19 protein-coding genes and 1 riboswitch are annotated in these 20,751 nt (G+C 66.2%); of the genes, 13 read left to right on the plus strand and 6 right to left on the minus strand.

Annotated elements, in window-relative coordinates:
* The first annotated feature begins 58 nt into the window (after positions 1 to 58).
* The 7 genes from HLH29_RS14130 to HLH29_RS14160 all read left to right on the plus strand — a co-directional run bounded on the left by HLH29_RS14130 (position 59) and on the right by HLH29_RS14160 (position 9,113).
* Positions 59 to 1,294: an acyl-CoA dehydrogenase family protein gene (locus HLH29_RS14130; RefSeq protein WP_182967918.1), complete on the plus strand. Its 1,236-nt coding sequence runs from the start codon at positions 59 to 61 to the stop codon at positions 1,292 to 1,294.
* 13 nt (positions 1,295 to 1,307) lie between these two features.
* Entirely contained in the window at positions 1,308 to 2,513 is a 1,206-nt protein-coding gene (locus HLH29_RS14135) for an acyl-CoA dehydrogenase family protein (protein ID WP_182967921.1), read from the plus strand.
* A gap of 36 nt (positions 2,514 to 2,549) precedes the next feature.
* Positions 2,550 to 3,794, plus strand: a complete 1,245-nt coding sequence (locus tag HLH29_RS14140; protein ID WP_182967923.1) for an SfnB family sulfur acquisition oxidoreductase — start codon at positions 2,550 to 2,552, stop codon at positions 3,792 to 3,794.
* Between the two features lie 8 nt (positions 3,795 to 3,802).
* Positions 3,803 to 4,903 carry an ABC transporter substrate-binding protein gene (locus HLH29_RS14145; RefSeq protein WP_182967925.1) on the plus strand — a complete coding sequence of 367 codons (1,101 nt, stop codon included), beginning with the start codon at positions 3,803 to 3,805 and terminating at the stop codon, positions 4,901 to 4,903.
* On the plus strand, positions 4,896 to 5,897 hold the full coding sequence (locus HLH29_RS19675) for an ABC transporter permease (protein WP_246374264.1): 1,002 nt from the start codon (positions 4,896 to 4,898) through the stop codon (positions 5,895 to 5,897). Before HLH29_RS14145 ends, HLH29_RS19675 begins: the two co-directional genes overlap by 8 nt.
* Positions 5,891 to 6,691, plus strand: coding sequence for an ABC transporter ATP-binding protein (locus HLH29_RS14155; RefSeq protein WP_338030250.1), 801 nt, complete (start codon positions 5,891 to 5,893; stop codon positions 6,689 to 6,691). Before HLH29_RS19675 ends, HLH29_RS14155 begins: the two co-directional genes overlap by 7 nt.
* 133 nt (positions 6,692 to 6,824) lie before the next feature.
* On the plus strand, positions 6,825 to 9,113 hold the full coding sequence (locus HLH29_RS14160) for a TonB-dependent receptor family protein (RefSeq protein ID WP_246374265.1): 2,289 nt from the start codon (positions 6,825 to 6,827) through the stop codon (positions 9,111 to 9,113).
* 108 nt (positions 9,114 to 9,221) lie between these two features.
* On the opposite strand, the gene HLH29_RS14165 is transcribed toward HLH29_RS14160, so the two are convergent.
* The 5 genes from HLH29_RS14165 to HLH29_RS14185 form a co-directional block, all read right to left on the minus strand.
* Positions 9,222 to 10,100: a slipin family protein gene (locus HLH29_RS14165; RefSeq protein ID WP_182967931.1), complete on the minus strand. Its 879-nt coding sequence runs from the start codon at positions 10,098 to 10,100 to the stop codon at positions 9,222 to 9,224.
* A gap of 123 nt (positions 10,101 to 10,223) precedes the next feature.
* Positions 10,224 to 10,460: a DUF6587 family protein gene (locus HLH29_RS14170; protein WP_182967933.1), complete on the minus strand. Its 237-nt coding sequence runs from the start codon at positions 10,458 to 10,460 to the stop codon at positions 10,224 to 10,226.
* Complete coding sequence (gene feoB / locus HLH29_RS14175; RefSeq protein WP_182967935.1) at positions 10,457 to 12,301, minus strand: ferrous iron transport protein B; 1,845 nt, start codon at positions 12,299 to 12,301, stop codon at positions 10,457 to 10,459. The genes HLH29_RS14170 and feoB overlap by 4 nt, the downstream gene beginning before the upstream one ends.
* A 30-nt stretch (positions 12,302 to 12,331) precedes the next feature.
* Positions 12,332 to 12,571: a FeoA family protein gene (locus HLH29_RS14180; RefSeq protein WP_182967937.1), complete on the minus strand. Its 240-nt coding sequence runs from the start codon at positions 12,569 to 12,571 to the stop codon at positions 12,332 to 12,334.
* A gap of 270 nt (positions 12,572 to 12,841) precedes the next feature.
* Positions 12,842 to 13,294, minus strand: a complete 453-nt coding sequence (locus HLH29_RS14185) for a hypothetical protein (protein ID WP_182967939.1) — start codon at positions 13,292 to 13,294, stop codon at positions 12,842 to 12,844.
* 321 nt (positions 13,295 to 13,615) lie between these two features.
* On the opposite strand from HLH29_RS14185, the gene HLH29_RS14190 reads away from it, so the two are divergent.
* Positions 13,616 to 14,920 carry an Nramp family divalent metal transporter gene (locus tag HLH29_RS14190; RefSeq protein ID WP_246374270.1) on the plus strand — a complete coding sequence of 435 codons (1,305 nt, stop codon included), beginning with the start codon at positions 13,616 to 13,618 and terminating at the stop codon, positions 14,918 to 14,920.
* On the opposite strand, the gene HLH29_RS14195 is transcribed toward HLH29_RS14190, so the two are convergent.
* Positions 14,871 to 15,488, minus strand: a complete 618-nt coding sequence (locus HLH29_RS14195) for a histidine phosphatase family protein (protein ID WP_182967943.1) — start codon at positions 15,486 to 15,488, stop codon at positions 14,871 to 14,873. The genes HLH29_RS14190 and HLH29_RS14195 overlap by 50 nt on opposite strands.
* On the opposite strand from HLH29_RS14195, the gene HLH29_RS14200 reads away from it, so the two are divergent.
* The 5 genes from HLH29_RS14200 to HLH29_RS14220 all read left to right on the plus strand — a co-directional run bounded on the left by HLH29_RS14200 (position 15,487) and on the right by HLH29_RS14220 (position 20,735).
* Entirely contained in the window at positions 15,487 to 15,648 is a 162-nt protein-coding gene (locus HLH29_RS14200; RefSeq protein WP_182967945.1) for a hypothetical protein, read from the plus strand. The two genes, HLH29_RS14195 and HLH29_RS14200, sit on opposite strands and share 2 nt — an antisense overlap.
* 1 nt (position 15,649) lies before the next feature.
* A riboswitch (cobalamin riboswitch) is annotated at positions 15,650 to 15,868 on the plus strand.
* Between the two features lie 98 nt (positions 15,869 to 15,966).
* Positions 15,967 to 18,099, plus strand: a complete 2,133-nt coding sequence (locus HLH29_RS14205; protein WP_408871977.1) for a TonB-dependent receptor plug domain-containing protein — start codon at positions 15,967 to 15,969, stop codon at positions 18,097 to 18,099.
* 4 nt (positions 18,100 to 18,103) lie between these two features.
* On the plus strand, positions 18,104 to 18,949 hold the full coding sequence (locus tag HLH29_RS14210) for an ABC transporter substrate-binding protein (protein ID WP_246374266.1): 846 nt from the start codon (positions 18,104 to 18,106) through the stop codon (positions 18,947 to 18,949).
* Between the two features lie 53 nt (positions 18,950 to 19,002).
* Positions 19,003 to 19,950 carry a FecCD family ABC transporter permease gene (locus HLH29_RS14215; protein WP_408871978.1) on the plus strand — a complete coding sequence of 316 codons (948 nt, stop codon included), beginning with the start codon at positions 19,003 to 19,005 and terminating at the stop codon, positions 19,948 to 19,950.
* Positions 19,947 to 20,735 (plus strand): ABC transporter ATP-binding protein, encoded by a 789-nt coding sequence (locus HLH29_RS14220; RefSeq protein ID WP_182967949.1) that lies wholly within the window; start codon positions 19,947 to 19,949, stop codon positions 20,733 to 20,735. The genes HLH29_RS14215 and HLH29_RS14220 overlap by 4 nt, the downstream gene beginning before the upstream one ends.
* The last annotated feature ends 16 nt before the right edge of the window (positions 20,736 to 20,751 follow it).

Below are 20,751 nucleotides of genomic sequence, written 5' to 3' on the forward strand. Positions count from 1 at the left end.
ACGATCGATTCGTAAATTACTCTGCGCATAATAACTATTTTTAATGGTGAATTGAGGCATGACCCAGTCGTCCCTTGAGAGTGCGCGCGAACCATCGCTCGAGGCGCGCTACGCGCCGCTTTTTGCCGAGATCGCGGCGGGGGCGGTGGAGCGGGAGCAGCACCGCGAACTGGCGCGCGCGCCCGTGCGTGCCCTGCTGGATGCCGGTTTCGGGCGGCTGCGCGTTCCCAGGGAGGCCGGGGGGCTGGGGGCCTCGCTGCGGGAGAGTTTTGCGCTGCTGCGCGGGCTGGCGGCGGCGGATTCCAACATCCCGCAGATCGTGCGGGCGCATTTCGCCTTTATCGAGGGGCGGCGCCAGAAGGGATCGGACTCGCGTCCCTGGTTCGACGTGATCAATGACGGCGCGCTGTTCGGCGCGGCGATGGCCGAGCGGAATGATGAGACGGTCATCAGGACCACCCTGCGCGAGACGCCCCAGGGGTGGGTGCTGAACGGCACCAAATATTACTCCACCGGCACGCTCTATGCCGACTGGATCGTGGTATGGGCGGCCAATGAGACCGCGCGTGTCCATGCGGCCGTGCGGGCCGACAGTCCGGGCGTGACCCGGATCGACGATTGGGACGGGTTCGGGCAGCGCCTGACGGGCAGCGGGACCACGATCTTCGACCATGTGGTCGTCCCCGCCGCCCAGATCCTGGACCAGACTCCGCTGACGGAATTGCCCGCCCCGGATTATCTGGGGGCCTATTACCAGCAATTTCATAATACGGCGCTGGCCGGCATTGCGCAGGCGGTGCTGCGCGACGCGCTGGAATTCGTGCGGCCCCGGACGCGCCTGTTCGGTGTGCCCGGCAAGGTGATCCAGAAGGACGATCCGGTGGTCCAGGGCGTGGTCGGGCGGCTGTCGGCGCTGGCGTTCTCGACCGCTGCCCTGGTCGATACGGTATCCGACGCGCTGGCGGTGGCCGAGCCGTTCTGGGAGAAGGGCGAGACGGGCCATCCGGCGATCGAGACCGCGCAGGAAATCGCGTTCAAGGCGCAGCAGATCATCGTCGGGCAGACGCTCGAGGCGGCGACGCTGCTGTTCGAGGTCGGAGGGGCGTCCGCCACCAGCGAGACGCGGCGCTATGACCGGCACTGGCGCAATGCCCGCGTCCTGGCCTCCCACAATCCGGCGGCGCAGCGCCAGAGGGAGTTGGGCGACCTTGCGCTGAATGGGACGCGGCTGTGGACGCCTTATCTCGAAGGGCTGAAGCGCCAGAATGCGGCGGCCGGCGGGGTGCCGGCATGACGCGGGTAGCCTCATGATTTCGATTCCGACGTCCCGTGTCGTCTCCAGGGGTGAGAGTGCGGAACAGGTGGGTGGTGCGAACGCGGATGCGATCCTGGCGCGGGCGGCATCGCTGCGCGGCCTCTTTGCGGACCGGGCGGCCGGGCATGATCGGGATGCCGGCTTTCCGTTCGACGATATCGCCGATTTCATTGCCTCCGGCCTGATGGCGCTGCCCAGCCGGGGGGAGGCGGGCGGGCTGGGCGGATCGCTGGCGACGGCGCAGGCGGTGATCGGCAGTCTGGCGCAGGGAGACGCCTCCACCGCGCTGGTGATCGTCAATCATTACATGGTTCATGCGACGATTGCGGCGCGGGCGGGGTGGCCGGAGGCGCTGGCGGCCCGGCTGGAGGAGGAGAATGTCCGGCGGCCGGGGCTGATCAATGCCGCGCTGGCGGAGCCCGATCTGGGCTCGGCCTCATATGGTGGCCTGCCCGAGACGGTGGCCACCGCCACGCCGGACGGATGGCGGATCACGGGGCGCAAGGCCTATGTGACGGGCATTCCGGCACTGGCATGGTTGCTGGTGCGGGCCCGGACCGACGAGCCGACGCCGCGCGTCGGGCTGTTCCTGGTGCCGGCGCGGGCTGACGGGGTGATCGAGCATCGGAACTGGGACCATGTGGGCATGCGGGCGACGCATAGCCACGAGGTCGAATTCCGTGACGTGGCCGTCCCCGCCGGAGATGTCACGGATCTGGTCGAAAGCGATGCGAGGCATCCGGTGCTGGGTGGCATGATGCGGTGGAATACCGGCCTGCTGGGGGCGCTGTATGACGGGATCGTGCGGGCCGCTCTGGACTGGACGGCGGGCTTTCTGCGCGGGCGCGTGCCGTCGAACCTGGGCCAGCCGCTGGCGACGCTGCCCTCGGTCCAGGATGCGGTTGGCAGGGTGGTGCTGGCGCTGGACGAGGCCCGGATGCTTCTCGACCTGTATGCGGGAGACGTCGCCGCCGGCAGGGCCGAGGCGGCCGATCGTGGCGCGGCCGTCATCAAGGCACGGGTGATCGACGGGGCGGCGGACCTGACGCTGCATCTGCTGTCGCTGGCGGGCAATGCGGGGCTGAGCGCGCGCAATCCGCTGGAGCGATGTCATCGGGACGCGTTGTGCGGGCGGATTCACGCGCCGCATGGAGAACTGGTTCGCCGCAAGGCCGGGCAGAGGGTCCTGGCTTCCTGATTTCCCGACTTACGGGACAGAATACGGATAATAGCCATGAGCATTCCCCTTGTTGTCGGTGACGGCGGCGTGGTTCCGCCGCCGGCTGCCCGGCCTGCGGCGCATGTGATCCGCGACGATGAAGAGGCGATCGCGATTGCGCGGGATGTCGCGGCGCGGATCGCGGAAGGTGCCGTGGAGCGGGACCGCCGGGATTTGTTTCCTTCCGCCGAACTGGACCTTTATTCCGCTTCGGGCCTGTGGGGGGTTACCGTGCCGCGCGCCTATGGCGGCGCCGATGTATCCTATGTGACGGTGGGGCACGTGATCCGGCTGATCTCGGCGGCGGATTCGTCGATCGGCCAGTTGACGCAGAATCATCTGGCCACGGTGGCGGTTATCCGGTCCACCGGGACTGAAGAGCAGAAGGCGGACCTGTTCGCTGAAATTCTGGCCGGCAGGCGTTTCGGCAATGCGTTTTCCGAAACCGGCACGCGTACAGTCGGCGATCTGAAGACCCGTTTCGTGCGGGATGGGCGCGATGTGGTCGTCAATGGCGTCAAGCATTATGCCAGCGGCGCGCTTGCGGCGGATCTGGTGCAGATCGTGGCATTGGACGAGGAAGGGCGGAGCTGGCTGGCCATTGCCGACCGTGCGGCGCCGGGATTGACCGTCATCAACGACTGGGCGTCGTTCGGTCAGCGCGGTACCGGCAGCGGCAAGGTCCTGATCGAGAATGTGCGGGTTCCGGAGCGGCGGGTCGTCGCGGCGTGGAAGGCTTATCTTCCTGAAAACCCGACGACGGACAGTGCGATTTCGCAATTCATCCAGTCGGCGATCGATGCCGGGCTGGCGGAAGCGGCGATTGCGGAGACCGGAAATTTTGTCCGCACGCGGACCCGTGCCTGGGTGGACAGCCCCGCCGGGCGGGCAAGTGACGACCCTTACACGATTCATGCGCTCGGCGGGCTGCATGTCCGGCTGAGTGCGGCCCGGGCGCTGCTGGACGTGGCAGGCCGGGCGATCGACGTGGCGCTGGATGAGCCGACCCCGGATACGGTGGCTGCCGCGCAGATCGCGGTCGCGGAATCCAAGATCCTGACGACCGAGATTGCCATCGAGAGTACGAACCGGCTGTTCGAACTGGGGGGGACGGCATCTACCGACCGTTCGCTGGGGCTGGACCGGCTCTGGCGCAATGCGCGGACCCACACGCTGCATGACCCGGTGCGGTGGAAATACGCGATCGTCGGCGATTACTACCTCAATGGCCGCAGGCCGCCGCTGCATCCCTGGAGCTGAGGCGCGTCATGTCCCATCCATCGGATAATCGTTCGTTCGACGATATTGTCGAGCCCCCGCTGCCCGAACCGCGAGTGCACTGGGGACGGCGGGCCGTCGTGCTGGGCGCGCTGGCCGCCATGGCGGGCGGCACGGTGCTGGCGGCCCGGCATTCCGGCGCGCGACCGCTGCCGCGCACGGCGGACGGGCTGCGCATCGTGCGGCTGTCGCTGCCGGTGAATGCGCCCTGCGTCGCGCCGCTGATCCTGGCCGAACAGATCGGGCTGTATCGCGACCGTGGGCTGAAGGTCGAATTCACGAACTGGACCGATACCCCGACCCTGCTGGAGGCGGTGGCGACCGGAAAGGTCGATCTGGGAGCCGGCATGATCATGCAGTTCATCAAGCCGCTGGAGCAGGGGTTCGACCTGAAGCTGGTGGCGGGAACGCATGGCGGCTGCATGCGCATGGTCGGCTCGCGCCGCGCCGGGGTGACGGACGATATCGCCAGCGTGCGCGGCAAGACCATCGGTATCGCGGACGCGACCGGGTTTGCCTACAATACGTTCGCCCTGCTGCTGAAGAGCAACGGTGTGGACCCTTTGCGGGATGTGGCGTGGCGTGTCTATCCGGCGCCGCTGCTGGAAGCCGCGTTGCTGAAAGGCGATATCCAGGCCTACGCCGATTCCGATCCGCTGATGTATCTCGCGCAGCGCCGGTCGGGCGGGGATCTGGTGGAGATCCTGTCCAACCTGTCCGCGCCCTGGCAGGGGCGGGTGTGCTGCGTGGTGGCGGCGAGCAATACGCTGTTGCGGCGCGACCGGCCGGCCGTGCTGGCGCTGGTCGATGCCATGGTGCAGGCGTCGGAAATCTGCGCCGCCGACCCGATGCAGGTGGCGCGCGCCTTTGCGCAATATGGTGCGGTCAAGGCGCCGGTCGAGGATATTGCCGCCGTCCTGCGGATGCAGACGCATCATATACATCCGCTGGGCCACGATCTTGCGGCGGAGGTGGCGTTCTACGCGGCGCAGCTCAAGACCATCGGTGTGATGAGCCCCGATCTCGACCCGCAGGGCTTCGCGCGCGGCATTGTCGATGACGTGACAAAGGGGGAGGCGGCGCATGTCTGACCTGACCGGGCAGGCGGCCGGCAGTGCTGCCCTGCCGATTGCCGTACGGCCTGTCTTCCGCCCGTGGTGGCCGGGCCTTGTCAGCGGGCTGGCGTGGGCCGTCGCCGCCGCCGTTACGGGCCTGTTGCCCGACCAGGTGCGTGCGCCCGTGGCGCGGCCGCTGGTCGAGCTGGAAGGGGCGGTCGCGATCCTGTCCGGCCTGTTCGCGCTGATCGGACCGTCCGGCTGGTGTGCGCCGCTGGCCTCGCACGGGCGGCGTGTTGCCGCGCTGGGCGTGGTGGTGGCTGTGTGGGAGGTCGTGACCGCCAAGACCGGGTGGCTGCCGCTGCCGTTCTTTCCGTCGCCGCAAGCGGTGCTGGATGTCTATCGCATCGATTTTGCGCGTCTTGGGCACAGCGTTATCAGTTCGCTGTTGCTGCTGTTTCCTGGTTTCGGGCTGGGGGCGTTGTCGGGATTCCTGGCCGGGCTGGCGATGGGATGGTCGCCGGAGGCGCGTTATTGGGGGCATCCGGTCATTCGCCTGCTGGGGCCGTTGCCGCCGATTGCCTGGCTGCCGGTCGCGCTGTTCGTGTTCCCGACGATTTCTGCCGCAAGCATCTTCCTGATTGCTCTGGCCACGGCGTTTCCTGTCGCGGTGCTGACGGCCTCCGGGGTGATGCTGGTGGATTCCCGCCTGTACGATGTCGGGCGCACGCTGGGTGCGTCGGACGGGTTCCTGATCCGCACCATCGTGATTCCGGCGAGCCTGCCGCATGTGTTTGTCGGCCTGTTCATGGGGCTGGGGGCGTCGTTCATCGTCCTGATCGTGGCCGAGATGCTGGGGGCGAAGGCGGGGCTGGGCTGGTATCTGCAATGGGCGCAGGGATGGGCGGCCTATGCCAATCTCTATGCCGCGCTGGCGGTGATGTCGGTGCTGTTCTCGGGCCTGACGATGGCGCTGTTTGCCGCGCGCCGCCATGCGCTGCGCTGGAACCGGGAGACGGTTCAGTGGTGACGGCTGCCGCGAAAAAAATCGTTGCCGGTGCGTCGGTGGGTGCGTCGGTGCAGGTGCGGGCGGTCTCGCACGCTTTTGGCGACGCGGCGCGGGCGCTGCCGGTTCTCGACGATGTCAGCTTCGATGTTCCGGCCGGCGAGACCGTGGCCCTGCTGGGGCCGAGCGGGTGCGGGAAGTCGACCCTGCTGCGTCTGATCGCCGGGCTGGATGCGCCCCGTGCCGGGCGGATCGGGCTCGATCATGTCCGTGTCGTCGGGCCGGACCCCAGTCGGCTGCTGGTGTTCCAGGACCCGCTGCTGCTGCCGTGGCGGACGGTGGAGGCCAATGTCGCCTACGGGTTGCAGGCGCGGGGTATCGGGGGTGGGGAAGATCGTGTGGCGCAGGCCCTGCGGCTGGTCGGGCTGGCCGATTTTGCCGGGGCATATCCGCATGAACTGTCCGGCGGCATGGCGCAGCGCGCGGCGTTTGCGCGGGCGCTGGTGAACCACCCGCGTGTGCTGCTGCTCGACGAGCCCTTCGGCAAGCTGGATTCGCTCACGCGGATGACGATGCAGGAGGAATTGCTGGCGCTGGCGCGGCGTCATGCCTTCACCACCATCCTGGTGACGCATGACGTGGAGGAAGCCTTGCTGCTGGCCACGAAGATTCTGGTGTTTTCGCCGCGTCCGGCCCGGATCATCCGGGAGGTCGACAATGGATTGCCGTTTCCGCGCTTTCGCGACGACCCGGCCTTCATTGCGCGTCGGCGGGACATCCTGATTGCCCTTGGGCATGGCGAGGAATTCGCGCGGTGAGCATTGCTTTGCGCCGTGCCCGACGGGCGGGCCGATGTCGGTTGTCCTTCAGGGCAGAAGAATAGAGACCAGGACAAAGATGTTACAAACAGGACAGATCATGCCTTATCAGGACAGGACCCGTTACGGTATCATGAGACATGCGGTGACGACATCGCTGGCGACGCTGCTGCTGGGCTCGGTGTCGTTTGAAAGCGTTGATATTGCCCGCGCCCAGTCGGCGGATGCGACCCGGACGAATGTTCAGACGAACGGCCATCATCATGGGATGAACGCGACACCGGCGAAGGCCGTGACACAGAAGCCTGTGGCCGGGGTTTCCTCGGGAAAGGCCGCGACTGCCGCGAACGCTGCGGATGACGATATGGGCGGCATGTATATGGGTGGCGCCAGCGCGTCGGACGCGGAGAAGGTGGATGTGACGGCTGCCCGTCTGGCCCCGATCCGCCGGGCAGGCGCTCAGCTTCTCTCGATCCCCGGTGGGACCAACATCATCGATTCCGCGATGGTGCTGAAACAGCGCAACGCGACTTCCGCCGATCTGCTGAGCTACCAGCCAGGTGTGTACGCGCAGGCTCCGGCCGGCTCGGACGATCTTCGCCTGTCCATCCGCGGGTCTGGCCTCCAGGTTGGAGCGAATGCGACGCGTGCCGGCGTCATCGTTCTGTTCGACGACTTGCCGGCGACCACGCCCATCGGCTCGTTCAACGAACTCATGGAGCCGCTGGGTATCCAGTATACGGAGGTCCTGCGTGGTGGTAACGGGCTCGACAGCGGCTCGCTGCAACTCGGCGGCCTGATCAACTTCCACAGCTTCACTGGCTACGACGCGAAGACCTATCAGGCGCGCGTCGAAGCGGGCAGCTTCGGTTATGTGAAGGAGCAGCTTTCCTCCGGCAAGGTCATCGGCAAATCGGATTACTATATCAGTGTCACGAACTCATATCGTGCCGGCTACCAGGACCAGACGAAGGCGACTTCGTTCGGCATCAATTTCAACTACGGCTACCGTTTCAGCGATTCGGTCGATACGCGCTTCTTCTTCCGCTACCGCCAGACCTACGAGGGCAATCCCTATTATCTGACGCGCGCGCAGGTCAGGGAGAATCCGAAACAGGCCCAATATCCCTATAGCACCTGGGGAACCTACACGATCGAGCCTGGAACGAAGTATTTCGGCAACCGGACGACCGTCCGCATCGACGATGCCTCCCGCGTCGTCATCGGGGCGACCTATATCGACGCGCCAATGGATCACCAGCTTGGCAATACCGCATCAATCTACAACAATTTTTATCTGAGCGGCGTCATAAACTATAATCGAAACGACACGATACTTGGCCATAAGTCCGAGACGACCGCCGGTGTTTACGCGACAGGTGACCTGCCGGGAAGCAACTTCATGAACCTGGTTCGCCGGCAGGCCGCCTATCCCACCGTGCCTGTGGGCACGCTCCTTACCAAGCAGAAGCTGGGTGGCAGCAGCACGGTGGTCCACGTCAGCAATAATACCGAAATCTTCAGGAATTTCTGGCTGACGGCCGGTGGCGGGCTGAGCTACGACCCTCGTTCCGGGTCGGTGGTCTATCCGGTTCAGAATCATTTCAGCACGGCGCCGCTGAATTTTGCACCGCGTGGCGGATTCCGTTACCAGCTTACGCCGGTCATCCGTATCTATGGCAATGTGAGCCGCAGCGTCCAGTCCGCGCAGGACTGGCAGTTCCTTTCGGGCACGCATTACACCTCCGGTCTCGCGCAGGGGCAGACCGAAGGCTGGCAGAAGCTGGAGCCGCAGACCGCGACGACCTTCGAGGTCGGCTCGGACGGGACATACAAGGGCCAGCACTGGAGTGTCTCCTACTACCACTCGGCCGTGCATAACGAGCTTCTCTCGGCGGTCACGGCGGTCTCGCAGCTCTATAACAGCGCTGTCTTCACCAATGCCTCGCGCACGATCCATCAGGGTGTCGAAGCCGGAATAGATGGCACGTTGTTCAAATGGAACGGGAACGCCATTACCTACATGCAATCCTATACGTGGTCGGATTTCCATTACAATCATGACCCGGTCTTCGGGCATAATCGGCTGCCCGGTGTGCCGGAACATTATTATCAGGGTGAACTGCACGCGGACTTCAAGAACGGCTTCTATACCACCTTCGATGTCGAGGCGGCGTCTTCAACCGTCGCATCCTACGATAATGGAGCGAGAACGGCGCCGTATCATATCTATAGCTATACACTCGGCTATCTCTGGCCGCAGAAGAGCCGCCGCGTTTATCTTCAGTTCCATAACCTTGCCAACAAGCATTACGCGATGGGTGTGGTTCCCGTTTACACGTCGACGAAGGGAGATGCCGCTGCCGAGTTGGTCGGAGATGGTTTCGGCATCTTTGCCGGTGTTGATGTCAGTTTCAATTGAACCCGGTTCGAGAGTCGGCCCCGGAGAATGGTACGGGCTGACAAGCTGTCCCCGACCGGAATAAGGACAGAAATTCGCCGAACCGCGTGGAATCCATATCACTCTGCATCACTCGGCGGCGGTGCGCACCGACGTGGCCGCCCCCTGGGCGGCGACGTTGGCGAGGATCAGCGCCGAGGCGGGGTTCATGCTGTCGATCATGGTCGTGGGGATCAGGATCGTGGCCCCGCGCTCCTTGGTCGTTTCGTAAATGATGTTCATGGCCCGCAATTGAAGGGCAGCCGGGTGGCCGGCATAGGCTTCGGCGGCATCCACGAAGCGGCTTGCCACTTCGGCCTCCGCCGAGCCCAGGATGATCCGTGCCTGTTTTTCGCGCTCGGCCTGGGCCTGGCGCGACATCGCGTCCTGCAATGCCACGGGAATGGCGACGTCGCGGATTTCGACCGACATCACGTCGATGCCCCAGGCTGCGGTCTTGGCGCCGATTTCCGCGCGTAGCTGCTCGTTGGAGGAGCGGCGGTCGGAGAGCAGCGCGGCCAGCATGGATGCGCCGATCATTTCGCGCAGCGAGGTCTGGGCGACCCGGTCGATGGCCTCGCGGTAGTTCGTGATCCGCAGGGCGGCGGCCTCGGCGTCTCGGACGTGCCAGAAGATCACGGCATCGACATTCACCGGCACCGTGTCGCGGGTCAGCGCCTGTTCGGCATTGAACGCGGTGGTCTGAATCCGCTCGTCGATCACCGCCACGATCCGGTCGATGACGGGGATGATCATGAACAGGCCCGGTCCGCGCACGGCCTGCAGGCGGCCCATCCGCAGCACCACGAATTTCTGCCAGACATTGGCCATTCGCAGCGACAGGAACGTCAATGCCGACAGGATGACGAATGGAAGGGCGATGATCGGGTGATAGAGACCCTCTTCGCGCGCGAGGAGGACGCCGGCCAGCAGCAGCGCCGCCGACAGGACAAGCGTGATGGCATTCATGATCCATCTCCCCGGGACGTACGTCCTCGGCCAGGCCGCCAGACGGCCGGCACGTGACGTTGGCATGTGCCCCCGCAGGTTCAAGGGGCTCCGGTTGAGGAGATTCCGGCCGGCCCGGCCTTCTCAGTGGCAGCCGCCGCCGTCGCCGCATTTGGTGCAGGCGCCGCAGCCGGTAGGGGGCTTGCTGCCCTGCCGGGCCCGTTGCGCGGCCCGGTCGCGCAGCGCGCGCGGGGCGTGGACCGCGCGCAGCATGTCCGCGCTGCCGCGCCAGAACATGCCCTGGCTGGCGGGCACCAGGCGGCGCACCCAGTAGAGTGCGCAGGCCGTGACGATGGCGACGATGACGATGGTTTCGATCATGGACTGCCCCCCCAACCCAGAAGAAGCGATATGTGCCAGACGATGAAGGCGGCGCCGTAGGCCATGGCGAACAGGTAGCCCGCCGTTATGCCGACCATGCGCCAGGACCCGGTTTCACGCCGGATTACGGCGAGGGTCGAGAAACATTGTGGCGCGAAGATATACCATGTCAGGAGCGACAGTGCCGTGCCAAGGCTCCAATGCGCCGACAGCAGCGGCTGGAGCTGGCGGGCGGCGTCGCTGTCCGTGGCGCCCAGGGAGTAGACCGTGGCCAGGGCGCTGACCGCGACCTCGCGCGCCGCCAGGCCCGGGATCAGGCTGACGCAGATCTGCCAGTTGAAGCCGATCGGGGCCATGACATGGAGCATCCAGTGGCCGATCCGGCCGGCCAGGCTCCATTCGATCGCGGGGCCGGCGGCGCCGGCCGGCGGGGCGGGAAAGCTGGCGAGCGCCCACAGCAGCACGCTGACCGTGACGATGATCGTGCCGACCCGCGACAGGAAGATCACCGCGCGCTGTTTCAGCCCGAGGGCGAGGTCGCGCAGGTTGGGCAGCCGGTAGGCCGGCAGTTCGAGCAGCAGGGGATGTTCCTCCTGCCGGTCCCGGTTCTTCAGCACCCGGGCCACGAGCAGCGCGCTGAGGATGCCCGCCAGGTAGAGCGCGAACAGCACCAGACCGTGCAGGTTGAACAGGCCGCCAATCCGCCGTTCGGGCACGAAGGCCGCGATCAGCAGCGTATAGACCGGCAGCCGGGCGGAGCAGGTCATCAGCGGGGCGATCAGGATCGTGATCATCCGGTCGCGGGGGTTCTGGATCGTGCGCGTGGCCATGATGCCGGGTACCGCGCAGGCGAAGCTGGAGAGCAGGGGGATGAACGACCGCCCGCTCAGCCCCGCCGTGGCCATGATGCGGTCCAGCAGGAAGGCGGCGCGGGGCAGGTAGCCGGATTCCTCGAGCGCCAGGATCCACAGGAAGAGGATGAGGATCTGCGGCAGGAACACCACCACGCTGCCCGCGCCGGCGATGACGCCGTCGACGATCAGGCTGCGCAGCGGGCCGTCGGGCAGCACGGTGCCGACGGCCTGGCCGAGGGCTGCGGTGCCGGCATCCAGCAGGTCCATCACCGGCTGGGCCCAGGAGAAGACGGCCTGGAACATGACGAACATCAGGGCGAACAGGATCACCATGCCCCAGACGGGGTGCAGGAACCAGCGGTCCAGCCGCTCTTCCAGCGCCACGCCCAGCCGCGACGGGCGGGCGACGCAGTCGGCCAGAATGCGGCGGGCCTCGGCATGGAAATCGCTGCCCGCAGGCATGGCGGGTGGCGGGGGCGGGGGCGGCAGGTCGAGCGCGCGCAGGAGGTCCTGCCCGCCATTGCGGCGGATGCCGACGGCCGTGACCACGGGGGCGCCGAATTCGGCCGCCAGGCGCGGCACGTCGATGGCGATGCCCTGCCGCTTTGCCGCGTCGATCATGTTCAGCACGAGGATCATCGGCCGGCCCATCTGCCGGACCTCGAGCGCGAAGCGCAGGTGCAGGCGCAAATTGGTGGCGTCCAGCACGCAGACCAGCAGTTCCGGCGCGGGTTCGCCGCGATAGGTGCCGGCGCAGACGTCGCGCGTCACGGCCTCGTCGGGGCTGGTGGCGACCAGACTGTAGGCGCCCGGCAGGTCGAGCAGGCGCACCGCCAGCCCGCCCGGGGTGGTCAGCCGCCCGACCTTGCGTTCGACCGTGACGCCGGCATAGTTCGCCACCTTCTGCCGGCTGCCGGTCAGGAGGTTGAACAGGGCCGTCTTGCCGCAGTTCGGATTGCCGACCAGGGCGGCGTTGAGGACGCTCATGTCAGAGGAGGCTCATGCGCGGGCCCGGGATCAAGCCGCGTCGCGCAGCAGCACGCGCGACGCTTCCGCGCGGCGGAGGGCGAAGCGGGTAAAGCCGATGCCGACCGCGATCGGGTCCGCGCCGATCGGCCCCACGGCCACGATCCGGATCGGCTCGCCCGGTACGAAACCCAGGGCGCGCAGCCGTTCGGCGACCGGGTCGCCGGCCGTGTGGTCTTCCACATGGTCGATGATGGCGCTGCCCCCCAGTTTCAGTTCGTTCAGTCGCATCCCGGGTCCGTTTCGGCACGTGAGGTTCAGTTGAGAATAATACTTAATATTTAAACGTGCCGATGTCCATTGTGCCGGGCGTATTCCGCCCCGCTCGGGGCCGGATGGGGGATCATGCGGTGACCGTGAGATCCGAAAAGCAGCAGGGCGTCCGAAACAGCCTGTCGCCTCGTAGAGGCTGGTCGGAAATGGGGGCTGGTGAGCGAGAGTGCCGCGAAGCGCAGGAAACGCGCGCCGGATCGCCACCAGCGCGCATTTACGGCCAGCCTCTCAGCCGGGGGGGCGCAGGTGGAGCGTAATCCGCATGGCTTCCGCCGACAGGCGGGCGCCGCTGGCGGTGGTGGCCGTCAGGTCGATATCCACCTGATGGTTGTTTTCCATCAGTTTGCTGCCCAGGCCGCGCCCCATCGTCGCTTCGGCCTGCACGGCCCAGTAGGTGCCGTCGAAATCCTGCAGGCGGGCGAGGTTGTGCACGGTGCCGTGGCCCTTGATGTAGGAATAGCCGAGGCTGCCCAGCCCACCGCCGGAAATTGTGAAGTCGTAGGACCGGCCGCCATAGACCAGTTGGCCGGTGCCCCAGGTGTATCCGGCGCCGACTCCGATCTCCTTCATCATGAAGGTGACCTGCCCGGTCGTCATGGCCGCCGGGTCGGGCGTCGCGCAAACCGCCGTGTGCAGGCCCAGGGCGTAGAGAGTCAGTCCGGCGGACAGGAATTTCTTCACGCTGCATCCTCCTCGACAGGGTGCGTGCCGGTGGCGGCTCCTCACTCAAGACTGATCTCACGGATTTTACAATGTGCCTGATGTCCGATCGGATCCGCGCGATGCTGCGGGGAGGGAAAATCCGGCGGAGACAGCGGGTTGCGCGTCTGGTCACATTGCTTCGGCCACATCATATAGCATGTTGCATATTCCTCTCGTCCGGTCCTAGGCTGGGCCATAGGCGGTCCGTAATCCCGTTTCCGGCGGAGGGCGTTCCAATCGATGTCTGATCGTTTCCCTGGTGTGGATGCATCCATCGGCGTGAAGGGTGGTGGCGGCAGGATGCGCGCGGCATCGTCCTCGCGCCCCGACGATATCAGCGGTTCGATACGGGTCCCGGCGGGGGCGGCCGGCTGGCGGCGGCTGCTGGCGTTTCTGGGGCCGGGCTACATGGTGTCGGTCGGCTATATGGACCCGGGAAACTGGGCGACTGACCTGGCCGGTGGTTCGGCGTTCGGCTACACGCTGCTCTCGGTCATCATGCTGTCCAACCTGATGGCGATCCTGCTGCAGGCCCTGTCGGCGCGGCTGGGCATTGCCACCGGGCGCGACCTGGCACAGGCCTGCCGCGACCGTTTCGCGCCGTCGGTGGCCGTGATGCTGTGGGTGGCGTGCGAGGCGGCGATCATCGCCTGCGACCTGGCCGAGGTCATCGGCACCGCGATCGCGCTGCAATTGCTGTTCGGCATTCCGCTTCTGCTGGGCGCGGTGATGACCGCGCTGGATGCCACCGTGGTGCTGATGCTGATGAACCGGGGGTTTCGTGCGCTGGAAGCCTTCGTGATCGGGCTGCTGAGTGTGATTGCGGTCTGTTTCGCGATCCAGATCGTGGCCGCGGCACCGCCCGTGGCGGCGGTACTGCGGGGGCTGATGCCCCGGCCCGAGATCCTGACCGACCCGGGGATGCTGTATGTTGCCATCGGCATCATTGGGGCGACGGTAATGCCGCATAATCTGTACCTGCATTCCTCGATCGTGCAGAGCCGGGCCTATGAGCGGTCGGAGGCCGGGCGGCGCGATGCGATCCGCTGGGCGACCTGGGACAGTACGCTGGCGCTGATGATGGCGTTCTTCGTCAATGCCGCGATCCTGATCGTTGCCGCCGTCGCCTTCCATGAGAGCGGGCATCGCGACGTGGCCGATATCGGGCAGGCCTGGCGCCTGATCTCGCCCCTGCTGGGGTTGGGGGCTGCCGCCACGCTGTTCGCCGTGGCGCTGCTGGCGGCGGGGATGAATTCGACCGTGACCGGCACCCTGGCGGGGCAGATCGTGATGGAAGGGTTCCTGGACCTGCGCCTGCCGCCCTGGGCGCGGCGGCTGGTCACGCGGGGAAGCGCCATCGTTCCGGTGGTGGTGGTGACGGCCCTGTATGGTAATGCGGGCGTCGACCGGCTGCTGGTGTTCAGCCAGGTGGTGCTGTCGCTGCAATTGCCGTTTGCCGTTGTTCCACTGGTCTGGTTCGTGTCCGACCGGCGGATGATGGGGCCCTTTGCCATTTCCCGCCCGGTTGCCGTCCTGTCCTGGGGGGTGGCGCTGATCATTCTGGGGCTGAACGGCAAGCTGCTGTGGGATGTGCTGACCGGCTGACGGTCGGCAGCGGAAACAGGGCAGCGCCCCCCTGCGGCGGTGGGGGGGCGAGCAGGTCTGGCGCCCGGCCGCGCGCGAGCGCCCATAGCAGCCGCAGCGGGCCGCCATGGGCGATCACGCCGGTCGGCCGGGCCGCGTGCAGAAGGTCGGCCCAGAAGGAGAGGGTGCGCCGGCGCAGGGCCGCGCCGCTCTCGCCGCCGGGGGGCGCGAACCCTTCCGGGTCCGCTGCCCAGCGATCCAGTGCCGCGCGGTCGATATCCGCCCATGGCTGGCCCTCCCATGCGCCGAAATCCAGTTCTGCCAGGCGTGGGTCGATCCGCAATGGCAGGCCGGTCGTGGTGGCCAGCCGCCTGGCAATCATTTGGCAGCGGCCGGCCGGGGCGCTGTGGATGACGCGAAGTGCCGCCCCGCGCGCCAGCACCGCCAGCCCGTCGGCGTGGCGTTCCCAGCCGGGGCGCAAGGGGACGTCCAGCCGGCCGTAACAGGTGCCCGGAGCGGTCGCCACGGGTGGATGACGGGCCAGGAGCAAGCAGGGGGCATCGGCCGGAGGGGCGGGGGGAATGGTCATGATCGTGATCAATCGGGATGGAGCGCATGCGATCAAGGGAAAAGAAACAATTGCGCGGGACGAGGGGCTTTTGCCGCCATTCCATGTCGTGACGCGTGGGATGAAGTGCGGAGGTTTTATTGAATCTGCCCATGCGTTTTTATTGACAGGGAGGGCGTAGATTCTATGAAGGGCGCGATGGTTCCTCTCAACGAGGATTAAAAGGGAACACAGTGCGGGCCGGAAGGTCCAAGCCTGTGGCTGTCCCCGCAACTGTAGGCGGCATGTTCACGCATCGCCGGGCGTCATGGCCCGGGGCCACTGGGGTTTCGTTCAACCCGGGAAGGCCATGCGGAACGACAACCGCGAGCCAGGAGACCTGCCGTCAGCACTGGTTGCGACCGGGAACCGTCAGGCGGGGTGATCTGGCGGACGGGACAGGAACGTCATCACGGCATCGGATGGCGGATCGTGGCCCGTGGTCTCGTGGCAGCCGCGCATGGTCACGAGAACGGTCCTGATGCACGATTTTCGCTCGATTCTTTTTTTCTCCACGCTGTTTACCGCCGTCGGCCTGCCCGGTGCGCTGGCGCAGGAGGTGCCGTCTGCACCCGCGCCGGCGAAGGCTCCTCCGGTCCGTCCGGCTTCCGCGACGACACGTCCGGTCGCGGCTGCCGGCAACCATGTCGCGCTGAAGCAGCAGGATGGAGGGGAGACCATTACGGTCAGTGCCGCCCGCCGCCCGGTCAGCGTTGATGACATCGGCTCCAGCGTGACGATCGTGACCGAACGGCAGATCCAGACGCAGCAGCGCCGTGGCCTGGCGGATATCCTGGAGCGGCAGCCGGGGCTGAATGTCGTGCAGACGGGTGGGGTCGGCGGCACGACCTCGATTTTCATGCGCGGGAACAATGCGAATGAGGTCAAGGTCCGGCTGGATGGCATGGACGTCAATGATGGCAGTTCGACCAGCGGTGCGTTCGATGCCGGGCAGTTCGTGACCGACGGCATGGGGCGGATCGAGATCCTGCGCGGGCCGCAAAGCGGCCTGTATGGCGCCGATGCAATGGCGGGCGTGATCGACATCACCACCGCGCAGGGGCAGGGGCGCTTTACGCCGTTCGTCCGGCTGGAGGGCGGTGAGTATGGCACGTTCAACCAGGTGCTGGGTGCGCGTGGCAGCAAGGGGCGGTTTCATTACAATGTCGCGCTGTCCCATTACCGCATGGACGGATTCAACAATATCCCGTCCTATATCGAGCGCTATTACGGTGCCGACCGCCAGCAACGGAACGAAGGGAACCGCAACGACAACCGGAGTGCGAATATCCGGTTGGGATATGATGTGACCCGAACGTTCGACCTGGGCCTGACGGCGCGCCTGATCCAGTCGAATTATCATTCCTATTCGGTGTACGACCTGCAGAGCGAGAACCTGTATGGGGCGTCCGGGGTGCGTGAGCAGAACAACAAGAACGAGGCGATCGTGCGTGGCACGGCGCATCTCGTATCGTTCAACGGGCTGTTCGACCAGGTGATCGGGCTGGGATACATGACCAACCGCAATCGCTGGACGGAGACCGGCACCAGCTATGGCAGCCCGCTCAATCCCGACCCCAGCTATTATCGTTCCGATCGGTTGAAGATCGACTGGCATGGCACCTTCGACCTGAAGCGGTACGGCCAGTTCCTGATCGGTGCCGAACATTTCCACGATCATTTCAACACCAGCCATACCGCGTCCAGCATGTGGGACAGCGGATATGAAAATTCGGCCGGCATGGATACGACGGCGGGATATGGGCAGTATCAGGGGAACTGGAACCGCATCCTGTATGGTGCGGCCAATATCCGCTATGACGCCAACTCGCGCTACGGCAACCATGTGACCTGGCGGGTGGCGCCTGCCATCCATGTGCCGGGGACCGGGACTATCATCAAGGCGAGCGCCGGCTCCGGTTTCCATGGACCTTCGCTGTATCAGCTCTTCGCCAATCAGGTCGGCGTGGGGTATTCGGAAAAAGGCAATCCGAGCCTTAAGGCGGAGAAACTGATCGGCTACGATGCCGGTGTGGAGCAGAAGTTGCTGCATGAGCGCCTGAAATTCGGCGCCACCTGGTATGACAATCGGGTCCGGAACCTGATCCAGTCGTCCCTGTCGATCGATTCTTCGTATAACTACAATTATTCCTACGAGAATGTGGCGAAGGCGCGCATGTATGGCGTGGAGGCTTTTCTGAACTGGAAGGCCCGCAGCGACCTGGAATTCAACCTGAGCTACACCTGGACCCATGCGCGGAACGAGACGGTGCATACGGAATTGCAGCAGCGCCCGCAGCATAAATTCAATTTCAATACGACATGGACGCCGATCCGGGATCTGACCTTCTCGGGCAACATTCTCTATACCAGCGGCTGGCGTGACCTGCCGGTGATCGGCAGTGAAGTGTGCAGCGTCTGCGCCAAGGGGCATGGGTATGTCACGATCGACGTGGCGGCAAATTATAAGATCAACCGGTTTGTTTCGGTCTATGCCCGCGCTGATAATCTGCTGAACAGGCAATATGAGGAGCCGATCGGCTATCTGCAGCCGGGGCGCGGCGGGTATGGCGGCTTTACGCTGTCCTACTGACGGGATGCGGGCCTGGGTTCGTTGCTCCGCGATCATGCTGCTGGCGGCGGTGCTGGCGGGTGGGGCGCGGGCCGAGCCCCGGCATCGGATCGTTTCGCTGAATCTGTGTACGGACCAGTTGCTGCTGCAACTGGTGCCGGCCCGCGATATTGCGGGCCTGTCGCCGCTGGCGCGGGATTGCGCCTATTCCGTGATGTGCGTCGAGGCACGGTCGGTGCCCACCATCCGGGCTACGGCCGAGGCCGTGGTGGCGGCGCGTCCCGACCTGGTGCTGGGCGGGCGCTATGCGAGTGTTACCGCCTTGATGGCGGCGCGGCAGGCGGGAATGCCGGTCGAACTGTTCGACCCTGTCGAGCGGCTGGTTGATGTTCCGGACCAGATCGTGGCCGTGGCAAATGCGGCGGGCGTGCCCGCGCGGGGGCGGGAACTGGCTGGCGCGTTCAGCTCTCGTCTGACGGCTTATCCTGTTTCGGCGGGTGGTGGGGCTGTTCCCTCGGCGGTGATCTATGCCGCCAATGGTTTCGTGACCCGCGCGGAGTCGCTGGCGGACGATATGCTGGTGCGTGCCGGTTTTCGCAATGCGGCGGACGGGCTGGATGGGCGGCATGCGCTGGCTGTGCCGTTGGAGAGCCTGCTGACCCGGCCGCCCGACCTGCTGATTGTGGCACGATCCGATGTCGGCACGTCGATGGCGCAGGCGATGCTGGACCATCCGGCCTTGCGCGATGCCTTTCCCGCCCCGCATCGTCTGTCCTTGCCCGACCGGATGTGGCTGTGCGGCCTGCCGCAGACGCTCGATACGCTGGACAGGCTGATTGCGGCCCGCAAGGCGCTGGAGATATCCCGATGATCGACCGCCGCGACTATCCGCTGATCGCTGCCCTGGCGTTGAGTGTGCTGGTGATGCTGGTTCTGTCGCTGGCGTGGGGGGATAGCGCCGTTTCGTTGCCGTCGGCCCTGCGCGACCTGATGGCTGGCCGGCATAGCGTGGGGGCGATCATCGTTGGCCAATTGCGCCTGCCTCGGGCGATTCTCGGGGTTTCGATCGGGGCGGCGTTGGGGCTGTGTGGGGCGGTGATGCAGGGTTATCTGCGCAATCCGCTGGCCGATCCGGGTTTGCTCGGCGTGTCGGGCGGCGCAGCGCTGGGGGCGGTGCTGGTCTTCTATACCGGGCTGGCCGGTGTGTCCGCGCTGTTGCTGCCGGCGGGCGGGCTGGCGGGGGCGCTGCTGGCGGTGGTGCTGCTGCTGGGGTTGGTGGGGCAGGGCGGGACGCTGGTGCTGCTGCTGGCGGGGGCGGCGCTGAGCAGTTTTGCCGCCGCGCTGACGGCCATGGCGATGAATCTGATGCCCAGTCCCTATGCGGCCTATGAGGTCATGCGCTGGGTGATGGGGTCGTTGACCGACCGGACCCTGACCGATGTGTCGATCAGTCTGCCCGGCACCGTGGCGGGCTGCCTGCTGATGCTGACGACCGCGCGGGCGCTGGACGCGCTGGCGCTGGGGGATGAGGTGGCAGAGAGCATGGGCTTTCGCCTGCGTGGGCTTCTGGGCATTCAGACTCGGGTAGTGGTGGGGGCGGCTGTCGCGGTTGGGTCCTGCGTCGCGGTCAGCGGGGCGATCGGCTTTGTGGGGCTGGTGGTGCCGCATCTGCTGCGGCCGCTGACGGGGCACCAGCCGTCGCGCCTGTTGCTGCCCTCGGCGCTGGGGGGCGCGCTGCTATTGTTGGTGGCCGATGCGGCGGTGCGGCTGCTGTCCGGTGCCACGGAGATCCAGATCGGTGTGCTGACGGCGCTGATCGGGGCGCCTGTCTTCTTTCATCGGGTGATCGCCATGCGGCGGAGCCGGGCATGACTGGCCTGGTCGCGCGTGGGGTGACGCTGTCGCTGGGCGGGCGGACGGTGCTGCATGAAGCGTGTGTTGCGGTGGCCCCTGGTGAGGTTGTGGGGGTGATCGGTCCCAATGGCGCGGGCAAGAGCACGCTGCTGCGGGTGCTGTCCGGCATCCAGCCTGCCGATGCGGGAGAGGTGATGCTGGAAGGCCGCGCGCTGGCGGGGATGACGCCGGGCGACCGGGCTCGGCGCCTGTCCTTTCTGCCGCAGGAGGGGGAGCCGCCGCCGCCGATGCGGGTCGAGGATCTGGTGGCACTTGGGCGTCTGCCGCATCGTGCGGCACGGGACGGGGCACGCGATCGGGTGGCGGTGGAATGCGCCCTGGCGGAAACCGGACTGCTGGATCTGCGCGACCGGCCGGCCAGCCGGTTGTCGGGTGGTGAGCGTGCCCGCCTGCGGCTGGCGCGGGCGCTGGCAGTCGAGGCGCCCTATCTGCTGGCGGATGAGCCGGTGGCGGCACTGGACCCCGCGCATGCGCTGGCGGTGATGGCATCGTTCGCCCGGCTGGCGCGGGCGGGCATGGGGGTGGCGGTGGTGCTGCATGACCTGACGCTGGCCGGGCGGTTCTGTCATCGGCTGGTGCTGATGCGGGACGGGCGGATCGTGGCGCAGGGGCGGCCGGCGGAGATCCTGACCGACGGGGCCATGCGCGCGGTCTATGGTGTGACTGTCCGCCGGGTGGGTGATGCGGTCGTGCCCTGGAGCCTGACCGATGGGCGGGCTGAAGACGCGCGAACGGGTTCGTGAAAAAGACGCTAAAAAC

Source organism: Gluconacetobacter tumulicola, from assembly GCF_014174215.1.
Taxonomy (GTDB): Bacteria; Pseudomonadota; Alphaproteobacteria; order Acetobacterales; family Acetobacteraceae; genus Gluconacetobacter; species Gluconacetobacter tumulicola.

Excerpts from the sequence above, each read along its gene's own strand:
- HLH29_RS14130 (WP_182967918.1), top strand. The coding sequence starts at position 59 with ATGACCCAGTCGTCCCTTGAGAGTGCGCGCGAACCATCGCTCGAGGCG.
- HLH29_RS14135 (WP_182967921.1), top strand. The coding sequence starts at position 1,308 with ATGATTTCGATTCCGACGTCCCGTGTCGTCTCCAGGGGTGAGAGTGCG.
- HLH29_RS14140 (WP_182967923.1), top strand. The coding sequence starts at position 2,550 with ATGAGCATTCCCCTTGTTGTCGGTGACGGCGGCGTGGTTCCGCCGCCG.
- HLH29_RS14145 (WP_182967925.1), top strand. The coding sequence starts at position 3,803 with ATGTCCCATCCATCGGATAATCGTTCGTTCGACGATATTGTCGAGCCC.
- HLH29_RS19675 (WP_246374264.1), top strand. The coding sequence starts at position 4,896 with ATGTCTGACCTGACCGGGCAGGCGGCCGGCAGTGCTGCCCTGCCGATT.
- HLH29_RS14160 (WP_246374265.1), top strand. The coding sequence starts at position 6,825 with ATGAGACATGCGGTGACGACATCGCTGGCGACGCTGCTGCTGGGCTCG.
- HLH29_RS14165 (WP_182967931.1), bottom strand. The coding sequence starts at position 10,100 with ATGAATGCCATCACGCTTGTCCTGTCGGCGGCGCTGCTGCTGGCCGGC.
- HLH29_RS14170 (WP_182967933.1), bottom strand. The coding sequence starts at position 10,460 with ATGATCGAAACCATCGTCATCGTCGCCATCGTCACGGCCTGCGCACTC.
- feoB (WP_182967935.1), bottom strand. The coding sequence starts at position 12,301 with ATGAGCGTCCTCAACGCCGCCCTGGTCGGCAATCCGAACTGCGGCAAG.
- HLH29_RS14180 (WP_182967937.1), bottom strand. The coding sequence starts at position 12,571 with ATGCGACTGAACGAACTGAAACTGGGGGGCAGCGCCATCATCGACCAT.
- HLH29_RS14190 (WP_246374270.1), top strand. The coding sequence starts at position 13,616 with ATGCGCGCGGCATCGTCCTCGCGCCCCGACGATATCAGCGGTTCGATA.
- HLH29_RS14200 (WP_182967945.1), top strand. The coding sequence starts at position 15,487 with ATGATCGTGATCAATCGGGATGGAGCGCATGCGATCAAGGGAAAAGAA.
- HLH29_RS14195 (WP_182967943.1), bottom strand. The coding sequence starts at position 15,488 with ATGACCATTCCCCCCGCCCCTCCGGCCGATGCCCCCTGCTTGCTCCTG.
- HLH29_RS14205 (WP_408871977.1), top strand. The coding sequence starts at position 15,967 with ATGGTCACGAGAACGGTCCTGATGCACGATTTTCGCTCGATTCTTTTT.
- HLH29_RS14210 (WP_246374266.1), top strand. The coding sequence starts at position 18,104 with ATGCGGGCCTGGGTTCGTTGCTCCGCGATCATGCTGCTGGCGGCGGTG.
- HLH29_RS14215 (WP_408871978.1), top strand. The coding sequence starts at position 19,003 with ATGCTGGTTCTGTCGCTGGCGTGGGGGGATAGCGCCGTTTCGTTGCCG.
- HLH29_RS14220 (WP_182967949.1), top strand. The coding sequence starts at position 19,947 with ATGACTGGCCTGGTCGCGCGTGGGGTGACGCTGTCGCTGGGCGGGCGG.